The following is a 22,214-nucleotide window of genomic DNA, read 5'->3' as shown; positions in this document are numbered from 1 at the left end:
AGGTGGGTGCCGGCCCGCGGCTTTCGTCATCGCCAGACGCCCCCGTCCCTGCCGCGAGCCCCATGGCACCCAGCCTTCCCATCGATCCATTCCTGGCGGCTGGTGGCGCCCTGCTCGATGTGCGAACGCCGGCCGAATTCCGCCAGGGCCACATCCCCGGCGCCGCCAATCTGCCCCTGTTCAGCGACGGCGAGCGGGCCGAGGTGGGCACCCTCTACAAGCAGCAGGGCCGCCAGGCCGCCGTGCTCAGGGGCCTGGCCCTGGTGGGGCCGCGAATGGAGGCCCTGGCCACCGAACTGGTGGCCTGGAGCGAACGCTCGGGCGGGGCGCCGCTGCGGCTGCACTGCTGGCGGGGCGGCATGCGCTCGGCCAGTGTCGCCTGGCTGGCCCGGCAGCTGGAGCTGCCGGTGCAGCTCCTGGAAGGGGGCTACAAGAGTTACCGGCGCTGGGTTCTGGAGCTGTTCGAGCGGCCCTGGCCCCTGCGGCTGCTGGGGGGCCGCACCGGCTGCGGCAAGACCGAACTGCTGCTGGCCCTGCGGGAGCGGGGGGCGGCGGTGGTGGACCTGGAGGGGCTGGCGCACCACCGTGGCAGCAGCTTCGGCGGGCTCGGACTGCCGGAGCAGCCCAGCAGCGAGCACTATGAGAACCAGCTGGCTGCGGCCCTGGCCCCCCTGGCCGGCGCCGAGCAGATCTGGCTGGAGGCCGAGAGCGCCATGGTGGGCCGCTGCCGCATCCCCGCCGGCCTATGGCGCCAGATGAAGGCCGCGCCGGTGCTGGCGGTGGAGCGGCCCCTGGCGGAGCGGGTGGACCACCTGGTGCAGATCTACGGCGCCCAGGATCCGCTCGCGCTGGCGGAGGCCACCCGGCGGATCGCCAAGCGGCTGGGGCCCCAGCGCACCGCCCTGGCCCTCGAGGCGATCGAGCGTGCTGACTGGGCCACCGCCTGCGAGCAGATGCTCGATTACTACGACCGTTGCTACGACCACGACCTGGACGGCCATGCCATCACCCCCGTGGATCTGGGGGGCCTGGCGGCACCGGAGGCCGCCGGGCAGCTCATCCGCCGGGGGCTGGTGACGCCGCAGCAGCCCCCGACCGGCTGACCACCCGCCCGACCACCGCCGCCGCCCCGAAGCCGGCGGCCCGCAGGGCCGCCAGGGCGGCGGGTGCCTCGGCTGCCGGCAGCGCCGCCAGCAGCGGTCCGCAGGTCTGGGGATCGATCAGCAGACCCGCCAGAGCGGCCCGCCCCGCGCCGCTGCCGCCCACCAGCCGCACCGGCCCCTCCAGCAGGGCCAGGGCGGCGGCGTTGGCGGGGGCCAGGGTGCTGGCGAAGCCCCGCTCCAGCAACTCCAGGGCACCGGGCCAGGCGGACATGGCGGCAGCCTCGAGCTCCACCGCCACCCCGGCGCCGGAGGCTTCCAGCATCTCGCCGAGATGGCCCAGCAGGCCGAAGCCGGTGATGTCGGTGCAGGCACGGCAGCCGTGGGCAGCCAGCAGCGGCACCAGGGGCGCCTGGCTGCGCTGCAGCGCCTCCAGCAGGGCCTCCATCCAGGCGGGCGCGGCGGCGCCGGCCATGGCGGCGGCGAACAGCACGCCGCTGCCCAGGGGCCGGCTCAGCAGCAGGGCCTCGCCGGGCCGCAGCGGGCCCTTGCCCCAGTGGGCCGCCGGCGCCACCCGGCCGTTGACGGTCAGGGCCAGGGCCAGCCCGGCCCCGTCGCGGCCCTCCAGGGTGTGGCCGCCGACCAGGGCGGCCCCGAGGGGCTCCAGCACCGAGCGCACCCCGGCCAGGGTCTGCAGCAGCAGCTCCTCCTGGATCCCGCCAGCCGCCGCCGGCACCGTCACCAGGGCCTGCACGCTGTCCACGGCGGCGCCGCTGGCCCACAGGTCGCTGCAGGCATGCAGGCTGGTGAGCCGTCCGTTCAGCCAGGGGTCGTCCACCAGGGCCGGAAAGCCATCGACGCTCTGCAGCAGCAGGTCGCCGTCGGCGGCGGTGCCCACCACGGGCGCGTCCTCCACTGGCCGGCGCGGTCCGGCTGGGTCGAGCCGGGCCAGGGCGGCCGCCAGGGGAGCGGCCCCCAGCTTGGCGGCGCAGCCGCGGCAGGCCATGGCAGCGGTGGCCATGGGCTGGAGCTCAGCGAAGCGGGCCATGAAGGCCCGGTCGATGCGCTGCTTCCAGTGCCAGATCCACGCCGATGGCCCCAGGGCCACGGGCCCGTAGAACGCCAGGGCCCGCGGGCCACCGGTCTGCCAGCCGCCATCGCCCAGCATCTGCAGGGCCCGCGCCTGGGGCCGCCAGGGCCGCAGCGGCCGGGCGGGCTCGGCCAGGCTGCGGCGCAGGTTCTCCGCCAGCACCGGCGCCGCCCGCACCGCCCACACCCCCGAGGGGGGCCGGGAATCGCTGGCGATCAGTCCGCAGTCGCCGCTGGCGAACAGGGCCGGATGGCCGATCACCGCCAGGCTGGATTCGGTCAGCACCCGGCCGTTTTCGGGGTCCACCGGCAGACCGGCGGCCGCCAGCCAGGCGGGGGCGCGGCTGCCGGTGCAGGCCAGATCGGCCGGGGCATCGTTCGGTGCCCGCCGCTGGATCGGGATGGCCGCCTGGGCCAGCAGCCGTTCGGCGGCCCGGTTCGCCGCCGTCGAGCCCAGGTTCAGGCGCTCCCCCTGCAGCAACAACTCGCAGGCCATCCCCCGGGCCCGGAAGGCCAGGGCCAGTTCCACGGCGGCGGCGCCGCCCCCCCTGATCACCAGGGGTTCGCCGGCGACACGCTGCTCCGCCCAGGCCAGGAAGGGCTCCAGCGGCTTGACGGCCATCGCCTGCCCCGCCGACCATCCCGAGGTGGTGGTCACGGCGCCCAGATCGAGGCTGAGCCGGTCGAAGCGCAGGGGCGGACGGCCCGCCAGCAGCAGCTCCCGTGCCGCCAGGTCCAGCCCGGTGATCTCCGCCTGCACGAAGGTCACGCCCGCCAGGGTGCAGAGGCGGCGCAGGTCGATGGCGGCGGCCTCCGGGGCCTCCAGCCCCGCCACCACGGCGGGCAGCAGGCCCGAATAGAGGGCGGTGCCGTGGCGGCTCACCAGGGTGATGCGGGTGTGGGGCGGCCGCAGGCGCGGGCGCATCAGCCAGCGGCGCAGCACCAGCACGTGGCTGTGGCCGCCGCCCGCCAGGAGCAGCTGGTGGCGCTCGGGGGCGGCGTTCATGGGCTGGGCAGCGGCGCCCCGCCCGTGCGGGCCTGGAAGGCGGCGATCGCCGTGGGCAGGGTGGGGAAGAACAGGCGCGGCCCGATCCGCTCCACCAGGCCGGCGCGCTCCAGCTGGGCATGCAGGTCCTGCTTGACCCGCACCAACGCGAAGGTGATGCCCCGGGCGGTCAGCTCCCGCTGCAGTTCCTCGAGCACGTCGGCCGCCGTGATGTCGATCTCCACGATGGCCTCGGCGTTGAGCACGAACCAGGCCACCGGCTGGGATTCGGCGGCGATCGTCTCCAGCACCCGCTGGCGGAAGTGCTCGGCGTTGGCGAAGCACAGCGGCGCATCGAAACGGAACAGCACCAGGCCGGGAATCGTGCGCGCCCCCTCCCAGTCGCGCACGTCATGCAGGCCCGCCAACCGGGGCACGATCCCCATCACGGCGTCGTGGGGGCGCACCAGGCGCGCGAACAGATCGATCACCGACAGCCCCACCGCCAGCGCCACGCCGGTGAGCAGGTCGGTGAGCAGCACCCCCACCAGGGTGATCAGGGCGAGGCGGAATTCGCTGGGGCGGAAGCGGTGCAGCCGCAGGAACTCGGGGATGTCGATCAGGCGCAGGGCGGCATAGATGACGATCGCCCCCAGGGCCGCCGTGGGGAACAGGGCCAGCACCGGCCGCAGCCACAGCAGCACCGCCAGCACCATCGCCAGGGCCACCAGGGAGAACAGCTGGGACCGGCTGCCGAGGGAATCGCCAATGGCGGTGCGGCTGCCGCTGCTGCTCACCGGGAAGCCCTGCATCAGCCCGTTGCCCAGATTGATGGTGCCCAGGGCGAGCAGTTCCTGGTTGGCGTCGATCCGGTAGCCGCCCCGGGCGGCGAAGGCGCGGGCCGTGAGCACGTTGTCGGAGTAGCCCACCAGGGCGATGCCCACCGCCGCCGTGAGCAGGGAGCGGAGCTGGGCGCCCGACACCGCGGACGGCAGGGAGGGGTGGGGCAGACCAGCCGGGATGGCGCCGATCACGGCCACCCCCTGCTGATCGAGATGGCCCACCGCCACCACCGCCATCGCCAGCAGCACCGCCAGCAGGGGGCCCGGGGCCCGGGGGAAGCGCCGCTGCACCAGCAGCAGGAACACCAGCACCCCCACGGCCAGCAGCAGGGTGGGCCGGTGGATCTCCCCCAGCCGGCCCAGCAGCTCCAGGAGCTGGCCGGGGAGCGCGGCCGCCTGCAGCTTCAGGCCGCTGACCCGCCCCAGCTGGCCGCCGATCATGATCAGGGCCACGCCCCCCAGATAGCCCACCAGGATCGGCCGGGAGAGCAGATCGGCCAGGAATCCGAGCCGTGCCCAGGCGCCGGCGCAGCAGACCAGCCCCACCAGCAGGGCCAGCAGGCTGGAGAAGCCCGCGTAGATCAGTGGATCCCCTGCCACCAGCGGCCCGACCGCCGCGGCCGTCATCACGGCGGTGGTGGACTCCGGCCCCACCGACAGCTGGGGGGACGAGCCCAGCAGGGCATAGAGGAGCAGGGGCGGCAGGATCGCCCACAGCCCCGCCACCGGCGCCAGACCGGCCACCTCGGCGTAGGCCATGCACTGGGGCACCAGGTAGGCCGCCACGGTGAGGCCCGCCAGCAGGTCGGGCCGCAGCCAGCTGCGCTCGTAGCCCAGCAGCCGCGCCAGCCCCGGCAGCACCACGGCCAGGCCCTGGCGCGGCTCCATCAGCGTCCCCCGCCGCAGCTCATTTCCGGCGGGGCGGCAGCACCTGGCTGGGGCACAGCGATTTGTCCTCCTCGACGCCCTTCATGCCGGCCAGAACCCCCTCCAGATCGTCCTTGGTGGAAGGGTCGCCGCCGATGACGTCGAGCTGTTCCTGGGCCAGCTTGGCGCGGGTGGCGGTCGCGATGTAGCCGTCCTTCTCCAGGTTGCAGAGGGCACTCATGTAGCCGGAGCCCACCCCCACCATCACCATGAATTCCTCCCGCGGGCTGAGTTCCCCGCTCTGCGGCTGGGCCTCGGCGATCCGCGGCGTCGCATCAAGCAGCGCCAGGAGCATCAGGGCGAAGGAGGTGGGCATGCCGGGGCCGGGGCGGTGCCGTCAGGGTAGGGGCGTACCACGGTCCGAAACACCTCAACCGATCAGCCCCCGGCCACGCACGATCGCCAGGACATAAACGCCGTACAGGGTCAGCAGCAACCAGCCGCGCCAGCGTTGCAGGAGGTCAGAGCCTTTGGGGAGGATCAGCAGGAACAGCGCCGCGAGGCCGAAGCCAAGGACCAGCTGCACCTCCTGGAGCGGCACGGCGATCGGGGTGATGGTGGCGGCGACACCCACCACCCAGAGCCCGTTGAAGATGTTGCTGCCGAGGATCGTGCCCAGGCCGACCTCAGCCTGACCCCGCCAGGCCGCGATCAGCGACGTGGCCAGCTCCGGCATTGAGGTGCCGATCGCCACAAGGGTGGCGCCAACCAGGAAGGCATCGATGCCGAAGGACTGGGCAAGACCCCGGGCCCCCAGCACCACCAGCCTCCCGGCCACCAGCAGAAGCCCCAGGCCGACGCCACAGAACAGGACGGCAGGCCAGCCGCGCCGCTCCCCCCGAAGCACCTCGGCGACGCTGCGTTGTCGACGCACCTCCTGCAACACGCCCGTCATCCAAAGGAGGAAGACAACCAGGAGCAGGACGCCATCCAGCCGCGAGAGGGTGCCGTCGAGAAGCAACAGCCCTGTCAGCAGCGGGCCCGCCAAGGCCACCGGCAGATCGCGACGGGCGCTCTCCGCAGGCATGCGCTGCCCTGAGATCGCCACCGTGAGGCCCAGGATCAGGGCCACATTGACCACGTTGCTTCCGAGGGCATCCCCCAGCGCGATCTGGGGCTTGCCTTCGAGCGCCGCCATGGTCGCCACCGACAACTCCGGGCTGGATGTGGCAAAGGCCGCCACCGTGGCCCCGACGATCCCGGGTGAGAGGCGTGCCCAGTGGGCCAGGCCCACGGCGCCACGCACGAAAAGCTCCCCGCCCGCGCCGGCGGCAAGGACGCCGGACCCGAGGAACACAAGGTCAGCGGTCGCCATGGGGACGCCGATGGCTGGACAGGGAGCTGGCGGCTGGCTCAGGCCTCCTGGTACACCGACACGTAGACGGTGCCCTGTTCCACCAGCGGCAGCAGGCGGTCGCGCAGATCCTCGTTGTGCAGCCGCACACAGCCCAGGGTGGCGTGGAGGCGCTGGCGCGGCGCCCAGGCCCCGGGCCAGCCGCAGGCGCTGCCGCCGCCGTGCACCATGATCCCGGCCCGGCCGAAACGCCGTTCCTGCATCTCCAGATCCTCCAGATCGAAGCTGTACCAGCCATAGCTGAGGCGATCATCTGAGTAGGTGGGACTGGGGTCCTGCTCGTAGTCCCGGTAGACCTTCTTGGCGATGCGGTAGATCCCCGGAGGGGTGTCGGTGGAGGTGTCCCGGTACTGGTCCTCCCGGCCCTGGCCGCGCGCCAGCGCCGGGATCTCCCAGAGCAGGCGGCCCTCCACGTCATAGGCCCGGGCCGTCTCGCTGACGTCGTTGACCACCACATGGCTGTCGGAGCCGCTGAAGCCGAAGTCCCGGGGGGTCTTCTTCGGACCCACCAGCCCGGGAGGGTCGGTGGGCCGCTCGATGGCGGGCGCAGGGGCGGGGGCAGCGGAGGCGGCGGGCGGAGCCGTGAGGGCCTTGGCCGCCGGGGCCGGGCCGGCGATCTCCTGCTTCAGACGCTGCTCCCAGGCTTCGCAGTCAGCCGGGGTGCGGATCTCCCGCTCCGCTTGGGCGCAGGCGGCGGCGGGCTCCATGCCGCCCCACACCAGTCCCTCGGCCCGGCGACGGCGGCCCAGCCCCACCTCCACCGTCTCGCCGGGATTGCGGTAGAGCATCAGGGCCGCGGGAACGGCCGACCAGCGGCGCTCCCGCAGGTGGCGATCCAGGGTGTCGTGGTAGCCATCCCCGTGGAAATGGGCGCCGTTGTTGTAGGCGAAGCTGCACAGGGCGGCCCGCTGGCGATCCCCCATCTCCGCCCAGAAGGGGATCGTGGCCTCGAGCACCTTCCAGAACCGCTCGCGGCAGTTGTGCTCGTAGAGCGCGTCGGCCTGCTCCTGGGTGATCACATCCCCCAGCCGGATCGGAGAGCCGTCCTGGTAGAAGGTGCTGCCCCAGCCGATGGTGATCGGCGCGCCGCCGGTGCGGGGATCGGGGTAGGCCTGGAGCCGGCAGCCCTCGTAGTGGTGGTTGAGCTGGGCCACCTCCAGGGGCAGCGCCCCGCCACCGGGCGTCGGCAACCAGGCCTCATCGGGAATGATGAAGCGGGCGGGATTGAGGTAGCGCTGCTCGCCATCCGGGAGCGGCACGGCGCCGCCGGGGCAGGTGTAGGGCCCCGCCAGCCGGGCGATGGCCAGGTCCGAGCCGGGGGCGGGGCGCACCCAGGTCACGGCGATGCGGGAGCCGGACGCCACGTAGGAGTCGGCATCGGCGGCGGCGGGGCTGGGGCTGAGCCCCGCATCCTGGCGGGCGGTGATGTACGGCATCAGAGGCTTCCCCCCAGCCGGATCCGCTCCAGGGGGGTCAGGGCCGGCGCCGGCGGGGCGACGGGGGTGGCCGGGGTCACCTGGATGGGGGTGCGGCTGCGCTCAAGCTCGGCGCGCAGGCGCCCCAGCTCCTCCCGCAGCTGGCCCAGGCGTGGATCCTCCACGGCGCTGGCGGCCGCGGCGCCGGTAGGGTCGCCGGCCGCGGCCGGCTCGGACCGGACGACGCCGAGCACCAGCTCCCGCAGGCCGGTGGACCCCAGGGCCCCGAGACGCTGCTCGGCGAACTTCTGCACCACCTTGGGGGCGAAGGCGGCGAGCAGGAAGGCGAAGGTGACGATTATCCCGGTGTCGTCCCGGGGGGGATAAGTGAGGCTGTCCTGCCCGGCCGCGTCGCGGCTGACCATGGGGGCGCTGCGCAGCATCGTGATCGACCCGAAGGCGATCGAGGCCAGCAGGGCCAGCAGGCACATCAGGCGCATGCTGGAACGGTTGCCGGGGGACTCCTCCAGAAACCCGGTCGTCGGTCCGGCGGCGGCACGGGCGGGGGTCGTCATGGGGCACCGGGGGGGACGGGCTGATCTCATTGTGGCCCGATCTCCCCGGGGCCCCTCCCGGCCTCCATGGGCCTCCCGGAATTCCATTCCTACATTCAGCGCAGACGCTGCCGCCCCCGATGGAAGGACTGTCCCCGCCGTCCGGTGCCGACACCGGCGGGAAATGCCCCTTCCTGCACGGCACCCTGCGGGGCAGCACGGCCGGGGCCCGCTCCAACCGCGACTGGTGGCCCCGGCAGCTGAACCTGGCGGTGCTGCATCAGCACGCGCCCCAGGCCGATCCGATGGGCAGCGGCTTCGACTACGCCGCGGCGTTCCGCACGATCGACCTGGAGGCCCTGCGCCAGGACCTGTTCACGCTGATGACCACCTCCCAGGACTGGTGGCCGGCCGACTACGGGCACTACGGGCCGTTCTTCGTGCGCATGGCCTGGCACAGCGCCGGCACTTACCGCATCCACGACGGCCGCGGCGGCGGCGGCTCCGGCACCCAGCGCTTCGCCCCCCTCAACAGCTGGCCCGACAACGGCAACCTCGACAAGGCGCGGCGCCTGCTCTGGCCCATCAAACAGAAGTACGGCAGCGCCCTCTCCTGGGCCGACCTGATCATCTTCGCGGGCAACTGCGCCATCGAGTCGATGGGCCTGCCCACCCTGGGCTTCGCCGGGGGCCGCGAGGACGTGTGGGAGCCGCCGATCGACATCGACTGGGGCCCGGAGACCGAATGGCTGGGGGACAGGCGCTACAGCGGTGACCGCCAGCTGGAAGACCCGCTCGGTGCCGTGCAGATGGGTCTGATCTACGTGAACCCGGAGGGGCCCAACGGCGAACCCGATCCCCTCGCCGCCGCCCGGGACATCCGCGAGACCTTCGCCCGCATGGCGATGGACGACGAGGAGACCGTGGCCCTGATCGCCGGGGGCCACACCTTCGGCAAGTGCCACGGCGCCGGCGACCCTGACCTGGTGGGACCGGAACCCGAGGCCGCCAGCCTGGAGGAGCAGGGCCTGGGCTGGCGTAACCGCTTCGGCAGCGGCAAGGGGGACGACACGATCACCAGCGGCCTGGAGGGCGCCTGGACCGCCAACCCCGTGCAGTGGGACGGCGGCTACTTCGACAACCTGTTCGGCTACGAGTGGGCGCTGGAGAAGAGTCCGGCCGGGGCCTGGCAGTGGCGGCCCACCGATCCGGCGGCGGCGGCCACCGTGCCCGATGCCCACGACCCCTCGAAGCGCCACGCGCCGATGATGGCCACCACCGATCTGTCCCTGCGGGTCGATCCGGCCTACCTGGAAATCTCCCGGCGGTTCCATGCCAACCCCGACCAGCTGGGGGAGGCCTTCCGCCGCGCCTGGTTCAAGCTCGTCCACCGGGACATGGGGCCCCGCTCCCGCTACCTGGGCAGCCTGGTGCCGGAGGAGGTGATGCTCTGGCAGGACCCGATTCCGCCCGTCGACCATCCCCTGGTGGAGGCTGACGACATCGCCGCCCTCAAGGGGCGGATCCTGGCGACGGGGCTGCCCATCTCCCAGCTGGTGGCCACCGCCTGGGCCGCGGCCGCCAGCTTCCGCGGCTCCGACAAGCGCGGCGGCGCCAACGGCGGCCGGCTGGCGCTGGCCCCCCAGAAGGACTGGGAGGTGAACCAGCCCGCCAAACTGGCCCGGGCCCTGGAGGCCTTTGAGGCAATCCGCCAGGAGTTCAACGGCTCCCGCCACGACGGCAAGCGCATCTCCCTGGCCGATCTGATCGTGCTGGGCGGCTGCGCCGCGGTGGAGGAGGCGGCCCGGCGGGGCGGGCACACGGTGACGGTGCCCTTCACCCCCGGGCGCATGGATACCTCCCAGGAGCAGACGGACGTGGCCTCCTTCGCCGTGCTCGAGCCGAAGGCCGACGGCTTCCGCAACTACCTGCGGCCGGGCCTGCCGGCCTCCGCCGAGGAGCTGCTCATCGACAGGGCCCAGCTGCTCACCCTCACCGCCCCGGAGATGACGGTGCTGGTGGGGGGCCTGCGGGTGCTCGATGCGAACCACGGCAAGTCACGGCATGGGGTCTTCACCCACCGCCCCGAGACCCTCAGCAACGACTTCTTTGTGAACCTGCTCGACATGGGCACCACCTGGACGGCGACCTCCGAGGCGGAGGACAGCTTCGAGGGCCGCGACCGCCACACCGGTGATCTGAAGTGGACCGCCAGCCGCGTCGACCTGATCTTCGGCTCCAACGCCCAGCTGCGGGCGATCGCCGAGGTGCATGCCTCCGCCGACGGCGCCGAGCGCTTCCTGGCCGCCTTCGTGGCGGCCTGGGGCAAGGTCATGGACCTCGACCGCTTCGAGCTGGCCTGAACGCCATGAACCCCCTCCTCTCCGCGCAACCGCCCCCGGAACGCCGCGAGGCCATCGGCCGGGCCGGCCTGGGCAGCCTGCTGGCGATCGCCTCCGTGGACGGGCCCCCCAGCCCCATCGCCCTGCGCACGATCACCGCGATCCGGGACCACCTGATCCGGCTGCCCATCCCCCTCGATTCGCTGGCCCCTCTCACGCCGGAGCAGCTGGCGGCGGCGGTGCCCGAAAGCGAATGGCGCCAGCGGATCCTGCGGGGCATGACCGTGCTGGCCCTGCTCGAGGACTCCCCTGGCGAGGACGTCCTGGCCCGGCTCGAGGCCACCGCCCGGGCGCTGGCGATCGATGACGCCCCGGTGCAGGCCTTCCGCCACGTGCTCGACCACCAGTTCAACCTGGTGCGCCTCGACATCATGCGGCGGGGGTTCCAGCGGGGGGCCGCCGCGGCCTACGTGCGCGATGAGGGCCCCGCCGGCGCCCTGCAGATCGCCCGCTCGCTGCTGAAGCAGGAGGATCCCGCCCTGGCCCGCCGCTACCGAGCCCTGGCGGAACTGCCCCACGGCAGCCTCGGCCGGGCCTACCTGGCCTTCATCGATGCCAACGGCTTCAGCGTTCCCGGCGAGCTGGGCGGGCCGCCGCCCCCGGTGGTGCGCCACGACTGCTGCCACGTGCTCGGCGGCTACGGCACCAGCCCCAGCGAGGAATGCGGCGTGCTCGGCTTCCAGGCCGGCTTCGGCCGCAACGACCCCTTCTTCACGATCCTGTTCGGCCTGGCCCAGTTCCAGCTGGGCATCGGCTCCACCCCGGTGACGGCGGCCGAGACCGGCCAGGCGGATCCGGAGGTGATCTTCCGCGGTCTGGAGCACGGCCTCGGCGTCACCCGGGACCTGATCAGCGACTGGGATCCCTGGGACGACTTCCCGTTGCCCCTGGAGGAGGTGCGCCGTCAGTACGGCATCCGGCCGCGTCAGGCGGTCTGAGGTGGCGGCGTGAGCGGCGGTCCAGCCCTGTGGAACTCCACGTAGAACCGCACACCGGGGCCCGGCTCGGCCTGGTGCCGCTGGGTGGGCGCCACGATGCCGGGCCGCTCGGGCGTCAGCACCACCAGCTCCTCGTCGGGCTCCAGAAACCGGAACGGCAGCGAGCCCTCCAGCACCACGACCCGGGCCCACACCCCCGCTTTGGTGCTGTGCTGCGCCCTCAGACCCGCCGGCACGGTCTCCGCGTCAAAGGTGGGCGTGCGTTTGTAGGGCGTAAGGCCGCCAGGCAGATCAGGGTGCATGGGTCTCGGCCCGAAGCCGCAGGAACGCTCGCACGGCCGGATCCTCTGGCCAGGTCGATGGCGCGCCGGCAGGCCTGCTGCTGATTGCCACAGCGGCTGCTCAGGGGAGGTTGATGGAATCAACCATCACCTGCCGTTCTGTGATGTCCATGTTGCTCTCCAGCTGGGTGAGGAGCCCAAGCGCATAGGCAGGGTCCCTGGATGAACTGGCAATCGCCAACATGATCGAGGCCTTGTTTCGGCAGCCATCCCAGACATAGGTGGTGATGCTGCCGTTCCTGATCGTGGCTTCCTTGCCCTCGCCCTGACAGTGCGTATTGAGGTCCGCGATGTCACGTCCGTTGATCTTCTGCGCATGCCTGGAGATTCTTATTTCGACACCGTTGGCGAGATAGCTCTTGTTGAAAGCGCCTGCATCAGGGGCAGCGACCCGACGCACGTAGGCGCGGTCTCCCTCGCCTACGGTTTCCTGATCGCTACGGCTCCAGTTGGTGGGAACCAACATGTCGTAGCCAGCGAAGGAGAAGGGGGTGAAGCTCGTCTTCGTTCGCAGGGGATCAGCTTTGCCCAGGGGGCCCGCCAGGATCTGACGATCGGCCCGCCGGTAAAGCTCCACCATCAGCGGCTGGTCCTGCCCCCGGGAGGCGATGGTTTCGCAGAACTGCGGTACGGAGTTCTGCGACTTGACCGCCACGTTCTGGAGTGAGGTGATCAGATCCCCGGGCTCCACCCCTGAAAGGTTCGCCGGCGACCCCGCTTTCACACTCGCCACCAGCAACCCGGTGATGGCACCACGGTAGGAGCCGTCGATGCCGATGCCCAGGGAGTCATCCTTACCCTGGCGCAGGGATGGCAGCAGGTTGGCCACCAGCCGTGAGGAAATCGCCAGTGGCTGTTTATAGTCCCTGGCGCCGGCGAAATGGATGCCCACCACCTTGCCGTTGGGCCGCACCACGGGCCCGCCAGAGTTGCCGGGCTGGGAGTCGGCGGAATGCTCGAAGGCTTCCGTCAGGACGGCCGAAGGAAGATTCACCGTGCTTTTCAGGGTGCTCACCGCACCCGGCTTGAGGGTGTAGGTTTCGGTTCCCCTGGGGAAACCAGCCAGGAAAAGTGAATCCCCTTCCTTGATCGGCTGGCGAACGTCCAGTTCGAAGAACGGAAGATCCCGACCCTCGATCTTCAGTAAGGCCACGTCGTTGCATTGCGACGCCCCGACCAGGGACGCACTGCGAGGTGTGGGATCACCATTCAGAAAGACTTTGAGATTGGGGGCGTTCATCGCCACGTGATAATTGGTGAGGATCAGCCCATCACCTGACACCAGAAAGCCACTGCCGGAGCCCCCACCGGTCCCGATCTTGATCTCGCCGTTTTCCCCCGCTTCGGCCATGGGGCCCTCAGCCAGGATCCGAACCGTCGCTGCCTTGACTTCGTCGATGTTGTCGACGGCCCGGGAGCAACCGCCGGCAAGCGTCAGGGCCGGCAGCACCAGCCAGGCACCGAGGCGGCTGCCTCGGCGGTACCCGGCCCGATGGCTCCGATCACACGTTCGGTCCGTCCAACGCCGCATCGTCCGTCCTTTGTGGGGAGTGGCCCTGATCATTCAGCCTGGCTTCAGGTTTTAGGTGCGTCAAGTCAGGCGCTTCGGGTCTCGGCCCGAAGCCGCAGGAACGCCCGCACGGCCGGATCGTCCGCCAGGTCGATGGCGCGCCGGTAGGCCTGCCGGGCCGCGCCGGCCTGGCCGGTCCGCTGCAGCAGGTGGGCCCGCAGCGCCCACCAGGGCTGGTGGTCCCCCAGGGCCGGGTCGGCGGTGGCCAGCGCCTCCAGTTCGGTCAGGGCGCCGGCCGGGCCGGCCAGCTCCGCCAGCACGGCGATCCGGCTCACCCGGGCCCCCGCACTCGGGGCCAGGGCCAGCAGGGCGTTGTAGAGCCCCAGCAGGGCGGGCCAGTCCACCCTGCCGCTGACGGCGCGATGGGCATGGAGCGACTGGATCGCCGCCTCCAGCTGGAAGCGCCCGGGCCGCCCCGCCCGGGAGGCCTGGGTCAGGGCCGCCTCCGCTTCAGCGATCAGGGCGCCGTCCCACAGGGCCGGATCCTGCTCCAGCAGCGGCACGTAGCTGCCGTCGGCGGCCCGCCGGGCCCCGCGGCGCGCTTCGCCGTGCAGCAGCAGGGCCAGCAGGCCGCGGGCCTCCGGCTCCTCGGGCAGCAGGGCGGCGCACAGCCGCGCCAGCAGCACCGCCTCCTGGGTCAGCCCCCGGGAGCGGCCGTCGCCGCCCTCACCATTCCAGCCGGTGGTGTAGGCCGCGTAGATCGCCTGCAGCACCGCCGCCGAGCGCGCCGGCAGGGCTTCGGCGCCCGGCAGCACGAACGGAATGCCGGCATCGCGGATCTTGGCCTTGGCGCGCACCAGCCGCTGGCCCATGGTGGCCGGCGCCACCAGGAAGGCGGCGGCGATCCGGGAGGCATTGAGCCCCAGAACGGTCTGGAGCATCAGCGGGGCCTGGATCCCCGGATCGATCGCCGGGTGGGCGCAGAGGAACAGCAGCCGCAGCCGCTCGTCAGGAATCTCCATGGCGTTCTCAGGCACAGCGGGATCCGGGGCGACGGCGAAGGCGCCCAGCTCCGGCAGCAGCTGCTCCAGGGTCCGGTCGCGGCGGGCCCGGTCGATCAGCCGCCGCCGGGCCACCACCAGCAGCCAGGCCTCGGGGGCCCGGGGGACCCCCTCGTCGGGCCAGCGCCGCAGGGCGGCGAGGAAGGCATCGCCGAGGGCGTCCTCCGCCGCCGCCACATCGCCGCAGCGGGCGGTGAGCCAGGCCACCAGCTTCCCGAAGGACTGCCGTGCCGCCAGCTCCGCCGCCCGCCGCCCCTCCATCTCAGGAGGCGGCCATGGCGAGCACCGGCCGCACCTCCACGGCGCAGCGCTCCGCCGCCGGGCAGCGGGCGGCCCAGGTGAGGGCGGCGTCGAGATCGGGCACATCGATCAGGAAGAAGCCGCCCAGCTGCTCCTTGCTGTCGGGGAAGGGCCCGTCCTGCACCTGCCGTTCGCCATGGCGCAGGCGCACGGTGGTGGCGGTGTGGGGGGACTGCAGGGCCTCGCCACCGGCCATGTGGCCGGCCTCGGCCAGGGCCTGGGAGTAGGCGGCGTAGGCCGGCATCAGGCCGGGACGGTCAGCGAAGTCCTGCTCGCTTTCGAAGATCAGAACGGCGTACTGCATGGGGGGCACTCGAAAGGTTGGTGGGGGACACACTCCCGAAAGGCGTGCGTCATCTCCATGACGGACGGCAGGCCGCCATTTCGACAGAATCAACGGGTTCCGCTCCACCCCGTGTGCCCTCCATGCCCAAGGTCGAGATCTACACCTGGCGCTTCTGCCCGTTCTGCATCCGGGCCAAGCAGCTGCTGGACCGCAAGGGGGTGGCCTATGAGGAATACGTGATCGACGGCGACGAGGACGCCCGCGACGCGATGGTGGCCCGGGGCCGCGACGGCCGGCGCTCGGTGCCCCAGGTCTTCATCGACGACGCCCATGTGGGCGGCTGCGACGACCTCTACGCCCTCGAGCGCCAGGGCCGGCTGGATGCGCTGCTGGCCGTCGCCAGCTAGGGGGCGGCGGCGCCCTTCCATTCCGCCAGCTCCACGGTGATGCCCTCCGGGCCCCGGAGAAACACCAGCTTGCGGTGGTGGAACTCCATCACCGCATTGCGCAGCTCCACACCCCCGGCCTGCAGCCGGGCGACCGTGGCCTCCAGGTCGTCGACGGCGAAGCAGATGTGGTTGAACCCCACCCGGGCCAGGTTGTCCATGGCCGGCTCGGGCAGGGGATCCGGGTGGCGGTAGTGCAGCAGCTGCACCTCCAGCCGAGGTGTGGCCCCGGCCAGCACCAGCGTCACGTGGTCGGCCTCGAGGCCCTCCACCCCCATGTAGTCGGCGAACTGGGGCCCGCTGATCAGCACGGCCTTGTCCTCCACGAAGCCCAGCAGGCTGAAGAAGTGCCGGGCCGCCGCCAGGTCGCGCACGACGATCGTGACGTGGTCGAAATGGCGGAGCATGGGTCCCTCCTCGCTGAGGTTCTGGCCCGTGGCCTCAGCCATGGGGATCAATCGAAGGTCCGATTCTGGCGGGGCCCGGCGCCACGGGGAACCGGACGTGGCTCCAGCCCCCCACCCATGGCTGCCAGCGGCCAGAGTGAGGGGCACCAACGGCCGGCCCGATGAGCGACAACGCCAGCCCCGCCGATGCCGCCACGCCCGGCCAGGGCGGCGGCTGGCCCCTGATCGACGGCTGGGCCAAGGCCACCCTCAGCCCCCGGGGCCCGAAGCTCTGGCAGACCCTCAACCACAAGAGCGCCTGCCTCTCCTGCGCCTGGGGCACCGGCGGCCAGCACGGCGGCTTCGTCGACGAGCTGGGGGAGCCGCTGCAGCGCTGCCTCAAGAGCGTCGAGGCGATCATGGCCGAGCTGCAGCCGGCGGTGAGCGAGGGCGTGTTCGGCCGCCGCAGCCTGGCGGACCTCCAGCAGTTCTCCTCGATGGAGGCCGACCGACTCGGCCGCCTCAGCCACCCCCTGCTGCTGCGGGAGGGCGGCAGCCACTACGAGCGCATCGGCTGGGACGACGTGTTCGCCATCGCCGAGGCCGCCTTCCGGCGCCCGCCGGAGCGGGTGGCCTCCTACAGCTCGGGCCGCTCCTCCAACGAGGCCGCCTACCTGCTGCAGCTGCTGCTGCGGGCCATGGGCTCCAACAACCTGGCCGACTGCTCCGACCTCTGCCACGCCCCCTCCACCGTGGGGCTGAACGCCATCTTCGGCTCCGGCACCTCGATGGTGAGCCTGGAGAGCCTGCAGCAGGCGGATTGTGTGGTGCTGGTGGGCTCCAACGCCCCGGCCAACCACCCGCGGCTGATGAACGAGCTGATCAAGCTGCGCCAGCGGGGCGGCACGGTGATCGTGATCAACCCGGTGATCGAGGTGGGGCTGCTGAAGTTCGGCTCCCCCGCCTTCCCGATCCGCTCGATGCTGGCGGGCTCGGAGATCGCCTCCCTGTTCCTGCAGCCCGTACCGGGCAGCGACACGGCCGTGTTCCTGGGGCTGCAGAAGGCCTTGCTGGAGGCCGGTGCCGTCAAACGGGATTTCCTGGCCTCCCACACCGAGGGCTGGGAGGCGCTGCTGGCGCAGCTGGAGCGCACCTCCTGGGAGGCGATCAGCGGCGCCTGCGGCCTCAGCCGCCGGGAACTGGAGCACGCCGCCGCCGTGATCGCCGCGGCCCGGGGCGTGGTGTTCGCCTGGGCGATGGGCATCACCCACCACGCCAACGGCATCGACAACGTGCAGGCGATCGCCAATACGGCCCTGCTCAGCGGCAACGTGGGCCGTCCCGGGGCGGGAACCATGCCGATCCGGGGCCACTCCAACGTGCAGGGCTTCGGCTCGATGGGGGTCACGGTCAAGCTGCGGGCGGAGATGCAGCAGGCCCTCGAGCAGCTGCTGGGCCGGCCCCTGAGCCGGGTGCCCGGCTACGACACCCGCGCCCTGATCGAGGCCGCCGATGCCGGCCGGGTCGACAGCCTGCTGTGCCTGGGGGGCAACCTCTGGGGCGCCAACCCCGACAGCGGCGAGGCGAAACGGGCCCTGGGCCGCATCGACACGATCCTGTACCTGGCCACCAAGCCCAACCAGGGCCATTTCCACGGCCTGGCCGCCCGCCAGACCCTGGTGCTGCCGGTGTTCAACCGCTTCGAGACCCCCCACCGCACCACCACCGAATCGGGCAACAACTACGTGCGCCTCAACGAACCCGGCACCACCCACCTGCGCGGGGCCGACCTGATCAGCGAGGTGGCCTTCCTGGCGGAACTGGCCCGGCGGCTGATGGGCACCGACCCGATCGACTGGGGGCGGCTGCAGGATCCGGCCTACGTGCGGGACCTGATCGGCCGCACCGTGCCCGGCTACGGGCCGATCGTCCGCATCGATGCCACCCGCGAAGAGTTCAGCGTCGAAGGGCGCCTGTTCGACTCCCCCCACTTCCCCACCCCCAGCGGCCGGGCCCGGATGGCCCCCACCCCCCTGCCGGAGCTGTCGCTGCCGGAGGCGGCGCACTTCGGCGGCCTCGGGCCCGGAGAAGGGGGCCTGGTGCTGGCCCTGATCACGGCCCGCAGCTACGGCCAGCACAACACCGTCGTCTACAAGCCCGGCGACAGCTACCGCGGCATGCCCCACCGCCGCACGATCCTGATGAACCGGGCCGACCTGCGCCGCTGCGGCCTGGCGGCCCACCAGCGGGTGACGGTGCAGGGGGAGGCGGGCGCCCTGGAGGGGGTCGAGATCATCCCCGGCGAGATCCGCGAGGGGGCGGCGCTGATGTTCTACCCGGAGGTGAACGTGCTCATGAAAGCCGTGATCGACCCCCGCTGCGGCACCCCGGCCTTCAAGCGGGTGCCGGTGCTGGTGCGGGGGGCGCTGGCCGCCGGCCATGGCGTCTGACGCCCCGGCAGGGGCAGCCGAAGTGCCGGAGGGGGCGGCGGCGGAGCGGCAGCGGCTTGCCGATGATGATCGCCGCGAAGCCCGCTGGCGCCGCTGGGGGCCCTACCTGAGCGACCGCCAGTGGGGCACGGTCCGGGAGGACTACAGCGCCGACGGCAACGCCTGGGAGCATTTCCCCTTCGAGCAGGCCCGCTCCCGCGCCTACCGCTGGGGGGAGGACGGCCTGCTGGGGCTCTGCGACAACCACCAGCGCCTCTGCTTCGCCCTCGCTCTCTGGAATGGCCGCGACCCCTTCCTCAAGGAACGGCTGTTCGGGCTCAGCGGCCCCCAGGGCAACCATGGCGAGGACGTCAAGGAGATCTATTTCCACCGCGACAGCACCCCCAGCCACAGCTGGATGAGGGCGCTGTACCGCTACCCCCACGGGCGCTTCCCCTACGAGGACCTGATCGCAGAGAACGGCCGTCGCGGCCGCGACGCCCCCGAATACGAACTGCTCGACACCGGCATCTTCACCGGCGACCGCTTCTGCGACATCGAGGTGACCTACGCCAAGGGGGCCCCGGACGACATCCTCATCCGCCTGTGCGTCACCAACCGCGGTCCCGATCCCCACACCCTGCACCTGCTGCCCACCCTCTGGTTCCGCAACACCTGGAGCTGGGGCGGCGAGGAACCGCGCCCCTCGATCCGACCCGTTCCGCCGGAGCCGGCGGCCGAGCCCGCTGCGCCGCCGGCACCCGAGTCCTCCCGGCCCGTGCCCTGGCGGACCCTGGCCGCGACCCACCCCGAGATGGGCACCTTCTGGCTCCACGCCGAGCAGCCGGCCGAGCTGCTGGCCACCGACAACGAGACCAACGCCCGGCGGCTGTTCGGGGCCGCCAACGCCGGCCCCTACGTGAAGGACGGCATCAACGACCGGGTGGTGGCGGGCGATCGGGGGGCGGTGAATCCCGAGGGCGTCGGCACCAAGGCGTCGCTCCACTACGTCCTGCCCCTGGCGGCGGGGGAAACCCGGGTGCTGAAGCTGCGGCTGGTGGATCGCCGGCTCACGGATGACCCCCTCGGTGCCGGGTTCGAGGCCATCAGCCGGGAGCGGCAGCGGGAGGCCGACGCCTTCTACGCAGACCTGCTCCCGGCCGGGCTGCCCCCCGAGCGTCGGGCGCTGCAGCGCCAGGCCTTCGCCGGCCTGCTCTGGAGCAAGCAGACCTACCTCTACGGGATCCGCGACTGGCTGGCGGGGGATGCGGCCACCCCGCCGCCGCCGTCCCGCCGCCACGGCCGCAACCACCAATGGCCCCACTTCCATGCCGACGACGTGCTGTCGATGCCCGACGGCTGGGAGTACCCCTGGTTCGCCGCCTGGGATCTGGCCTTCCACTGCGTGCCCCTCGCCCTGGTGGATCCCGGCTTCGCCAAGCACCAGCTCGACCTGCTGACCCGGGAGTGGTTCATGCACCCCAACGGCCAGCTGCCCGCCTACGAGTGGGCCTTCGGCGACGTCAACCCGCCGGTGCACGCCTGGGCCACCTGGCAGGTGTACAGCCTGGAGAAACGGGCCACGGGCAGGGGCGATCGGCCGTTCCTGGAGCGGGTGTTCCAGAAGCTGCTGCTCAATTTCACCTGGTGGGTGAACCGCAAGGACGCGGAGGGCAACAACATCTTCCAGGGCGGCTTCCTCGGCCTCGACAACATCGGGGTGTTCGATCGCAGCGCCCCGCTGCCCACCGGGGGCTTCATCGAGCAGGCCGATGGCACCAGCTGGATGGGGATGTTCTGCCTCAACATGCTCACGATCTCCCTGGAGCTGGCGCAGGAGAATCCCGTCTACGAGGACATGGCGACGAAGTTCTTCGAGCACTTCCTCTACATCGCCGCGGCCATGAATGCCTCCGGCAGCGACGGTGGCCACCACCTCTGGGACGACGGGGACGGCTTCTTCCATGACGTGCTCCACCTACCGGACGGCCAGCGGCTGCCGCTGAAGATCCGCTCGATGGTGGGGCTGATCCCCCTGTTCGCCATCGCCATCCTCGAACCGGAGGTGCTCGAGCGGCTGCCGGCCTTCCGGGCGCGGCTGGAGTGGTTCATCCAGCACCGGCCCGATCTCAAGGTGAACGTGGCCTGCATGGAGACCAGGGGGCAGAAGGCCCGCCGCCTGCTGGCCCTCACCTACCTCAGCCCCAACCGCTTCGTGGCGGAGGACCGTTTCCGGCGCATCCTGAAGCGCCTCTTCGATCCGGCCGAGTTCCTCGGCGACCACGGCATCCGCTCCCTCTCCCGCCACCATGCCGAGCACCCCTACGTGTTCAGCTTCGAAGGCCGGGAGCACCGGGTGGGCTACGAGCCGGCGGAATCGCGCTCCGGGCTGTTCGGCGGCAACTCCAACTGGCGCGGCCCGGTGTGGTTCCCCGTCAACCATCTGCTGATCGAGGCGCTGCAGCAGTTCCACCGCTACGCCGGTGACGGCTTCCAGGTGGAATGCCCCACCGGCTCCGGCCAGTGGCTCAGCCTGCAGCAGGCCGCCGACCTGATCAGCGAGCGGCTCATCGGCCTGTTCCTGCCCCGCCCCGGTGAGCCGCCGCCGGCCTACGGCGCCACCGCCGCCTTCCTCACCGATGCCGAAGGCCAGCGGCTGCACCTGTTCCACGAGTACTTCCACGGCGATGACGGCACCGGCCTGGGTGCCAGTCACCAGACGGGCTGGACCGGCCTAGTGGCCCAGCTGATCCACGACCATGGCCTGCGCATGGCCGGGGAGCCGCCGGGCACCGATCAGCCCCCCAGGTAGGCCATCTCCGCCGGCGCCGGCCGCTGGTCGACGGTTTCCTGCCGCTCCTCGCTCCAGCGGTCGCGGCGGGCGCGCCATAGCCCCTCCAGCGCCTGCTGCAGCCGGCCCGGTTCGGGCCGGGGGCGCAGCCAGGGCTTGAGGTCGGTGCCGTCGGCGGCGAACAGGCAGCTGTAGGCCACCCCGTCGGCGGTGATCCGCAGCCGGTTGCAGTCGCCGCAGAAGGGCGCCGTGATCGAAGCCACCACCGCCAGGTGACCGCACCCATCGCGGTAGCGCCAGCGGCCGGCGGTGCCGTGGGGCGCCCGTCCCACCGGCTCCAGCGGCCAGGCCGCCCCGATGCGGGCCACCATCTCGGCCGCCGGCAGCACCTGCTCCGGCGACCAGCCGTTGCGGTTGCCCACGTCCATGAATTCGATCAGGCGCAGCTCCAGCCCCTGCTCCCGGGCCAGCGCCGCCAGGGGCAGCAGCTGGTCGCCATTGCCGGAGCGGGTGATCACCGCGTTCAGCTTCAGGGCGCCCCGGGCCGGATCGAAGCCAGCCTCCCTGGCATGCCGGATCGCCGCCAGCACCTTAGCCAGCACGGCCTCGCCGGCGGCCGCGCCCGGGAGGCCGGCCATGCGGGCCACGCTGGCCCCATCGGTGCCATCGAGGCTGAGGGTGATCCGGTCGAGCCCCGCCGCCTTCAGCTGCCGTGCCCGCTCGGCGTTCAGCAGCACCCCGTTGCTGGTGAGGGCGATCTCCCGCAGGGCGCCGCGGGGATCACCGGGGTCACGCCGCCGCAGCGGCTGCAGGGCGGCGATCAGCTCCTCCAGGCGCCGGTGCAGCAGGGGCTCGCCGCCGGTGAGGCGCAGGGTGTGGACTCCCAGGCCGACGGTCGCCTCCACCAGGGCCACCCGCTCCGCCAGGGTCAGCAGGTCGGGCGGATCCTCGAGATCCGGACAGCAGTAGGGGCAGGCCAGGTTGCAGCGGGCCGTCAACGACAGCCGCAGCACCCCCAGGGGCCGGCCATGCAGATCCAGTGGACGCTCCGCCATGGC

At 72.1% G+C, this 22,214-nt stretch carries 18 protein-coding genes; 6 read left to right on the top strand and 12 right to left on the bottom strand.

Going from position 1 to position 22,214, the window contains the following annotated elements:
- The first annotated feature begins 62 nt into the window (after window positions 1–62).
- Window positions 63–1,103, top strand: a complete 1,041-nt coding sequence (mnmH, locus tag KBZ08_RS06485; RefSeq protein WP_254972113.1) for a tRNA 2-selenouridine(34) synthase MnmH — start codon at window positions 63–65, stop codon at window positions 1,101–1,103.
- On the opposite strand, the gene selD is transcribed toward mnmH, so the two are convergent.
- Genes selD through KBZ08_RS06455 form a run of 6 tightly spaced genes read right to left on the bottom strand, consistent with a single transcriptional unit; the run spans window position 1,057 to window position 8,287 of the window.
- On the bottom strand, window positions 1,057–3,195 hold the full coding sequence (gene selD / locus KBZ08_RS06480; RefSeq protein WP_254972112.1) for a selenide, water dikinase SelD: 2,139 nt from the start codon (window positions 3,193–3,195) through the stop codon (window positions 1,057–1,059). The genes mnmH and selD overlap by 47 nt on opposite strands.
- Entirely contained in the window at window positions 3,192–4,904 is a 1,713-nt protein-coding gene (sulP, locus tag KBZ08_RS06475) for a sulfate permease (RefSeq protein ID WP_254972111.1), read from the bottom strand. The genes selD and sulP overlap by 4 nt, the downstream gene beginning before the upstream one ends.
- 19 nt (window positions 4,905–4,923) lie before the next feature.
- Window positions 4,924–5,259, bottom strand: a complete 336-nt coding sequence (locus KBZ08_RS06470) for a hypothetical protein (protein ID WP_106219563.1) — start codon at window positions 5,257–5,259, stop codon at window positions 4,924–4,926.
- Window positions 5,260–5,313: 54 nt separating this feature from the next.
- The gene (locus KBZ08_RS06465; protein ID WP_254972110.1) at window positions 5,314–6,258 is read right to left on the bottom strand and encodes a calcium/sodium antiporter; all 945 of its coding nucleotides are present in this window, start codon (window positions 6,256–6,258) and stop codon (window positions 5,314–5,316) included.
- A gap of 38 nt (window positions 6,259–6,296) precedes the next feature.
- Window positions 6,297–7,733, bottom strand: coding sequence for a glycoside hydrolase family protein (locus tag KBZ08_RS06460; protein ID WP_254972109.1), 1,437 nt, complete (start codon window positions 7,731–7,733; stop codon window positions 6,297–6,299).
- Window positions 7,733–8,287, bottom strand: coding sequence for a hypothetical protein (locus KBZ08_RS06455; protein ID WP_254972108.1), 555 nt, complete (start codon window positions 8,285–8,287; stop codon window positions 7,733–7,735). Before KBZ08_RS06455 ends, KBZ08_RS06460 begins: the two co-directional genes overlap by 1 nt.
- A gap of 119 nt (window positions 8,288–8,406) precedes the next feature.
- On the opposite strand from KBZ08_RS06455, the gene katG reads away from it, so the two are divergent.
- Together katG and KBZ08_RS06445 are read left to right on the top strand one after the other, a co-directional pair.
- A complete protein-coding gene (gene katG / locus KBZ08_RS06450; protein WP_254972107.1) occupies window positions 8,407–10,629 on the top strand; it encodes a catalase/peroxidase HPI in 2,223 nt (740 codons plus the stop codon).
- A 5-nt stretch (window positions 10,630–10,634) separates the two neighbouring features.
- Window positions 10,635–11,606 (top strand): hypothetical protein, encoded by a 972-nt coding sequence (locus KBZ08_RS06445; protein WP_254972106.1) that lies wholly within the window; start codon window positions 10,635–10,637, stop codon window positions 11,604–11,606.
- Here the strand turns inward: KBZ08_RS06445 and KBZ08_RS06440 are convergent.
- The 4 genes from KBZ08_RS06440 to KBZ08_RS06425 form a co-directional block, all read right to left on the bottom strand.
- Window positions 11,594–11,908, bottom strand: coding sequence for a DUF1971 domain-containing protein (locus tag KBZ08_RS06440; RefSeq protein WP_254972105.1), 315 nt, complete (start codon window positions 11,906–11,908; stop codon window positions 11,594–11,596). The genes KBZ08_RS06445 and KBZ08_RS06440 overlap by 13 nt on opposite strands.
- 100 nt (window positions 11,909–12,008) lie before the next feature.
- Window positions 12,009–13,397 carry a S1C family serine protease gene (locus KBZ08_RS06435; RefSeq protein ID WP_254972104.1) on the bottom strand — a complete coding sequence of 463 codons (1,389 nt, stop codon included), beginning with the start codon at window positions 13,395–13,397 and terminating at the stop codon, window positions 12,009–12,011.
- Window positions 13,398–13,543: 146 nt separating this feature from the next.
- On the bottom strand, window positions 13,544–14,779 hold the full coding sequence (locus tag KBZ08_RS06430; RefSeq protein WP_254972103.1) for an RNA polymerase sigma factor: 1,236 nt from the start codon (window positions 14,777–14,779) through the stop codon (window positions 13,544–13,546).
- A 1-nt stretch (window position 14,780) separates the two neighbouring features.
- On the bottom strand, window positions 14,781–15,122 hold the full coding sequence (locus KBZ08_RS06425; protein ID WP_106219571.1) for a YciI family protein: 342 nt from the start codon (window positions 15,120–15,122) through the stop codon (window positions 14,781–14,783).
- Between the two features lie 122 nt (window positions 15,123–15,244).
- Here KBZ08_RS06425 and grxC point away from each other — a divergent pair, with 122 nt between their 5' ends.
- Window positions 15,245–15,511 (top strand): glutaredoxin 3, encoded by a 267-nt coding sequence (gene grxC / locus KBZ08_RS06420; protein WP_106219572.1) that lies wholly within the window; start codon window positions 15,245–15,247, stop codon window positions 15,509–15,511.
- Here grxC and KBZ08_RS06415 read toward each other — a convergent pair.
- Window positions 15,508–15,999 (bottom strand): VOC family protein, encoded by a 492-nt coding sequence (locus KBZ08_RS06415; protein WP_254972102.1) that lies wholly within the window; start codon window positions 15,997–15,999, stop codon window positions 15,508–15,510. The genes grxC and KBZ08_RS06415 overlap by 4 nt on opposite strands.
- A 119-nt stretch (window positions 16,000–16,118) precedes the next feature.
- Here KBZ08_RS06415 and KBZ08_RS06410 point away from each other — a divergent pair, with 119 nt between their 5' ends.
- Window positions 16,119–18,386: an FdhF/YdeP family oxidoreductase gene (locus tag KBZ08_RS06410; RefSeq protein WP_254972101.1), complete on the top strand. Its 2,268-nt coding sequence runs from the start codon at window positions 16,119–16,121 to the stop codon at window positions 18,384–18,386.
- Window positions 18,376–21,177, top strand: a complete 2,802-nt coding sequence (locus tag KBZ08_RS06405; protein ID WP_254972100.1) for an MGH1-like glycoside hydrolase domain-containing protein — start codon at window positions 18,376–18,378, stop codon at window positions 21,175–21,177. Before KBZ08_RS06410 ends, KBZ08_RS06405 begins: the two co-directional genes overlap by 11 nt.
- On the opposite strand, the gene KBZ08_RS06400 is transcribed toward KBZ08_RS06405, so the two are convergent.
- On the bottom strand, window positions 21,162–22,211 hold the full coding sequence (locus tag KBZ08_RS06400) for a GTP 3',8-cyclase MoaA (RefSeq protein ID WP_254972099.1): 1,050 nt from the start codon (window positions 22,209–22,211) through the stop codon (window positions 21,162–21,164). The genes KBZ08_RS06405 and KBZ08_RS06400 overlap by 16 nt on opposite strands.
- Window positions 22,212–22,214: the final 3 nt, after the last annotated feature.

The organism is Cyanobium sp. Candia 9D4, from assembly GCF_024346155.1.
GTDB classification, from domain to species: domain Bacteria; phylum Cyanobacteriota; class Cyanobacteriia; order PCC-6307; family Cyanobiaceae; genus Cyanobium; species Cyanobium minutissimum.
Note: the sequence above shows the minus strand (reverse complement) of the source record. Positions and strands in the feature narration are given on the sequence as shown.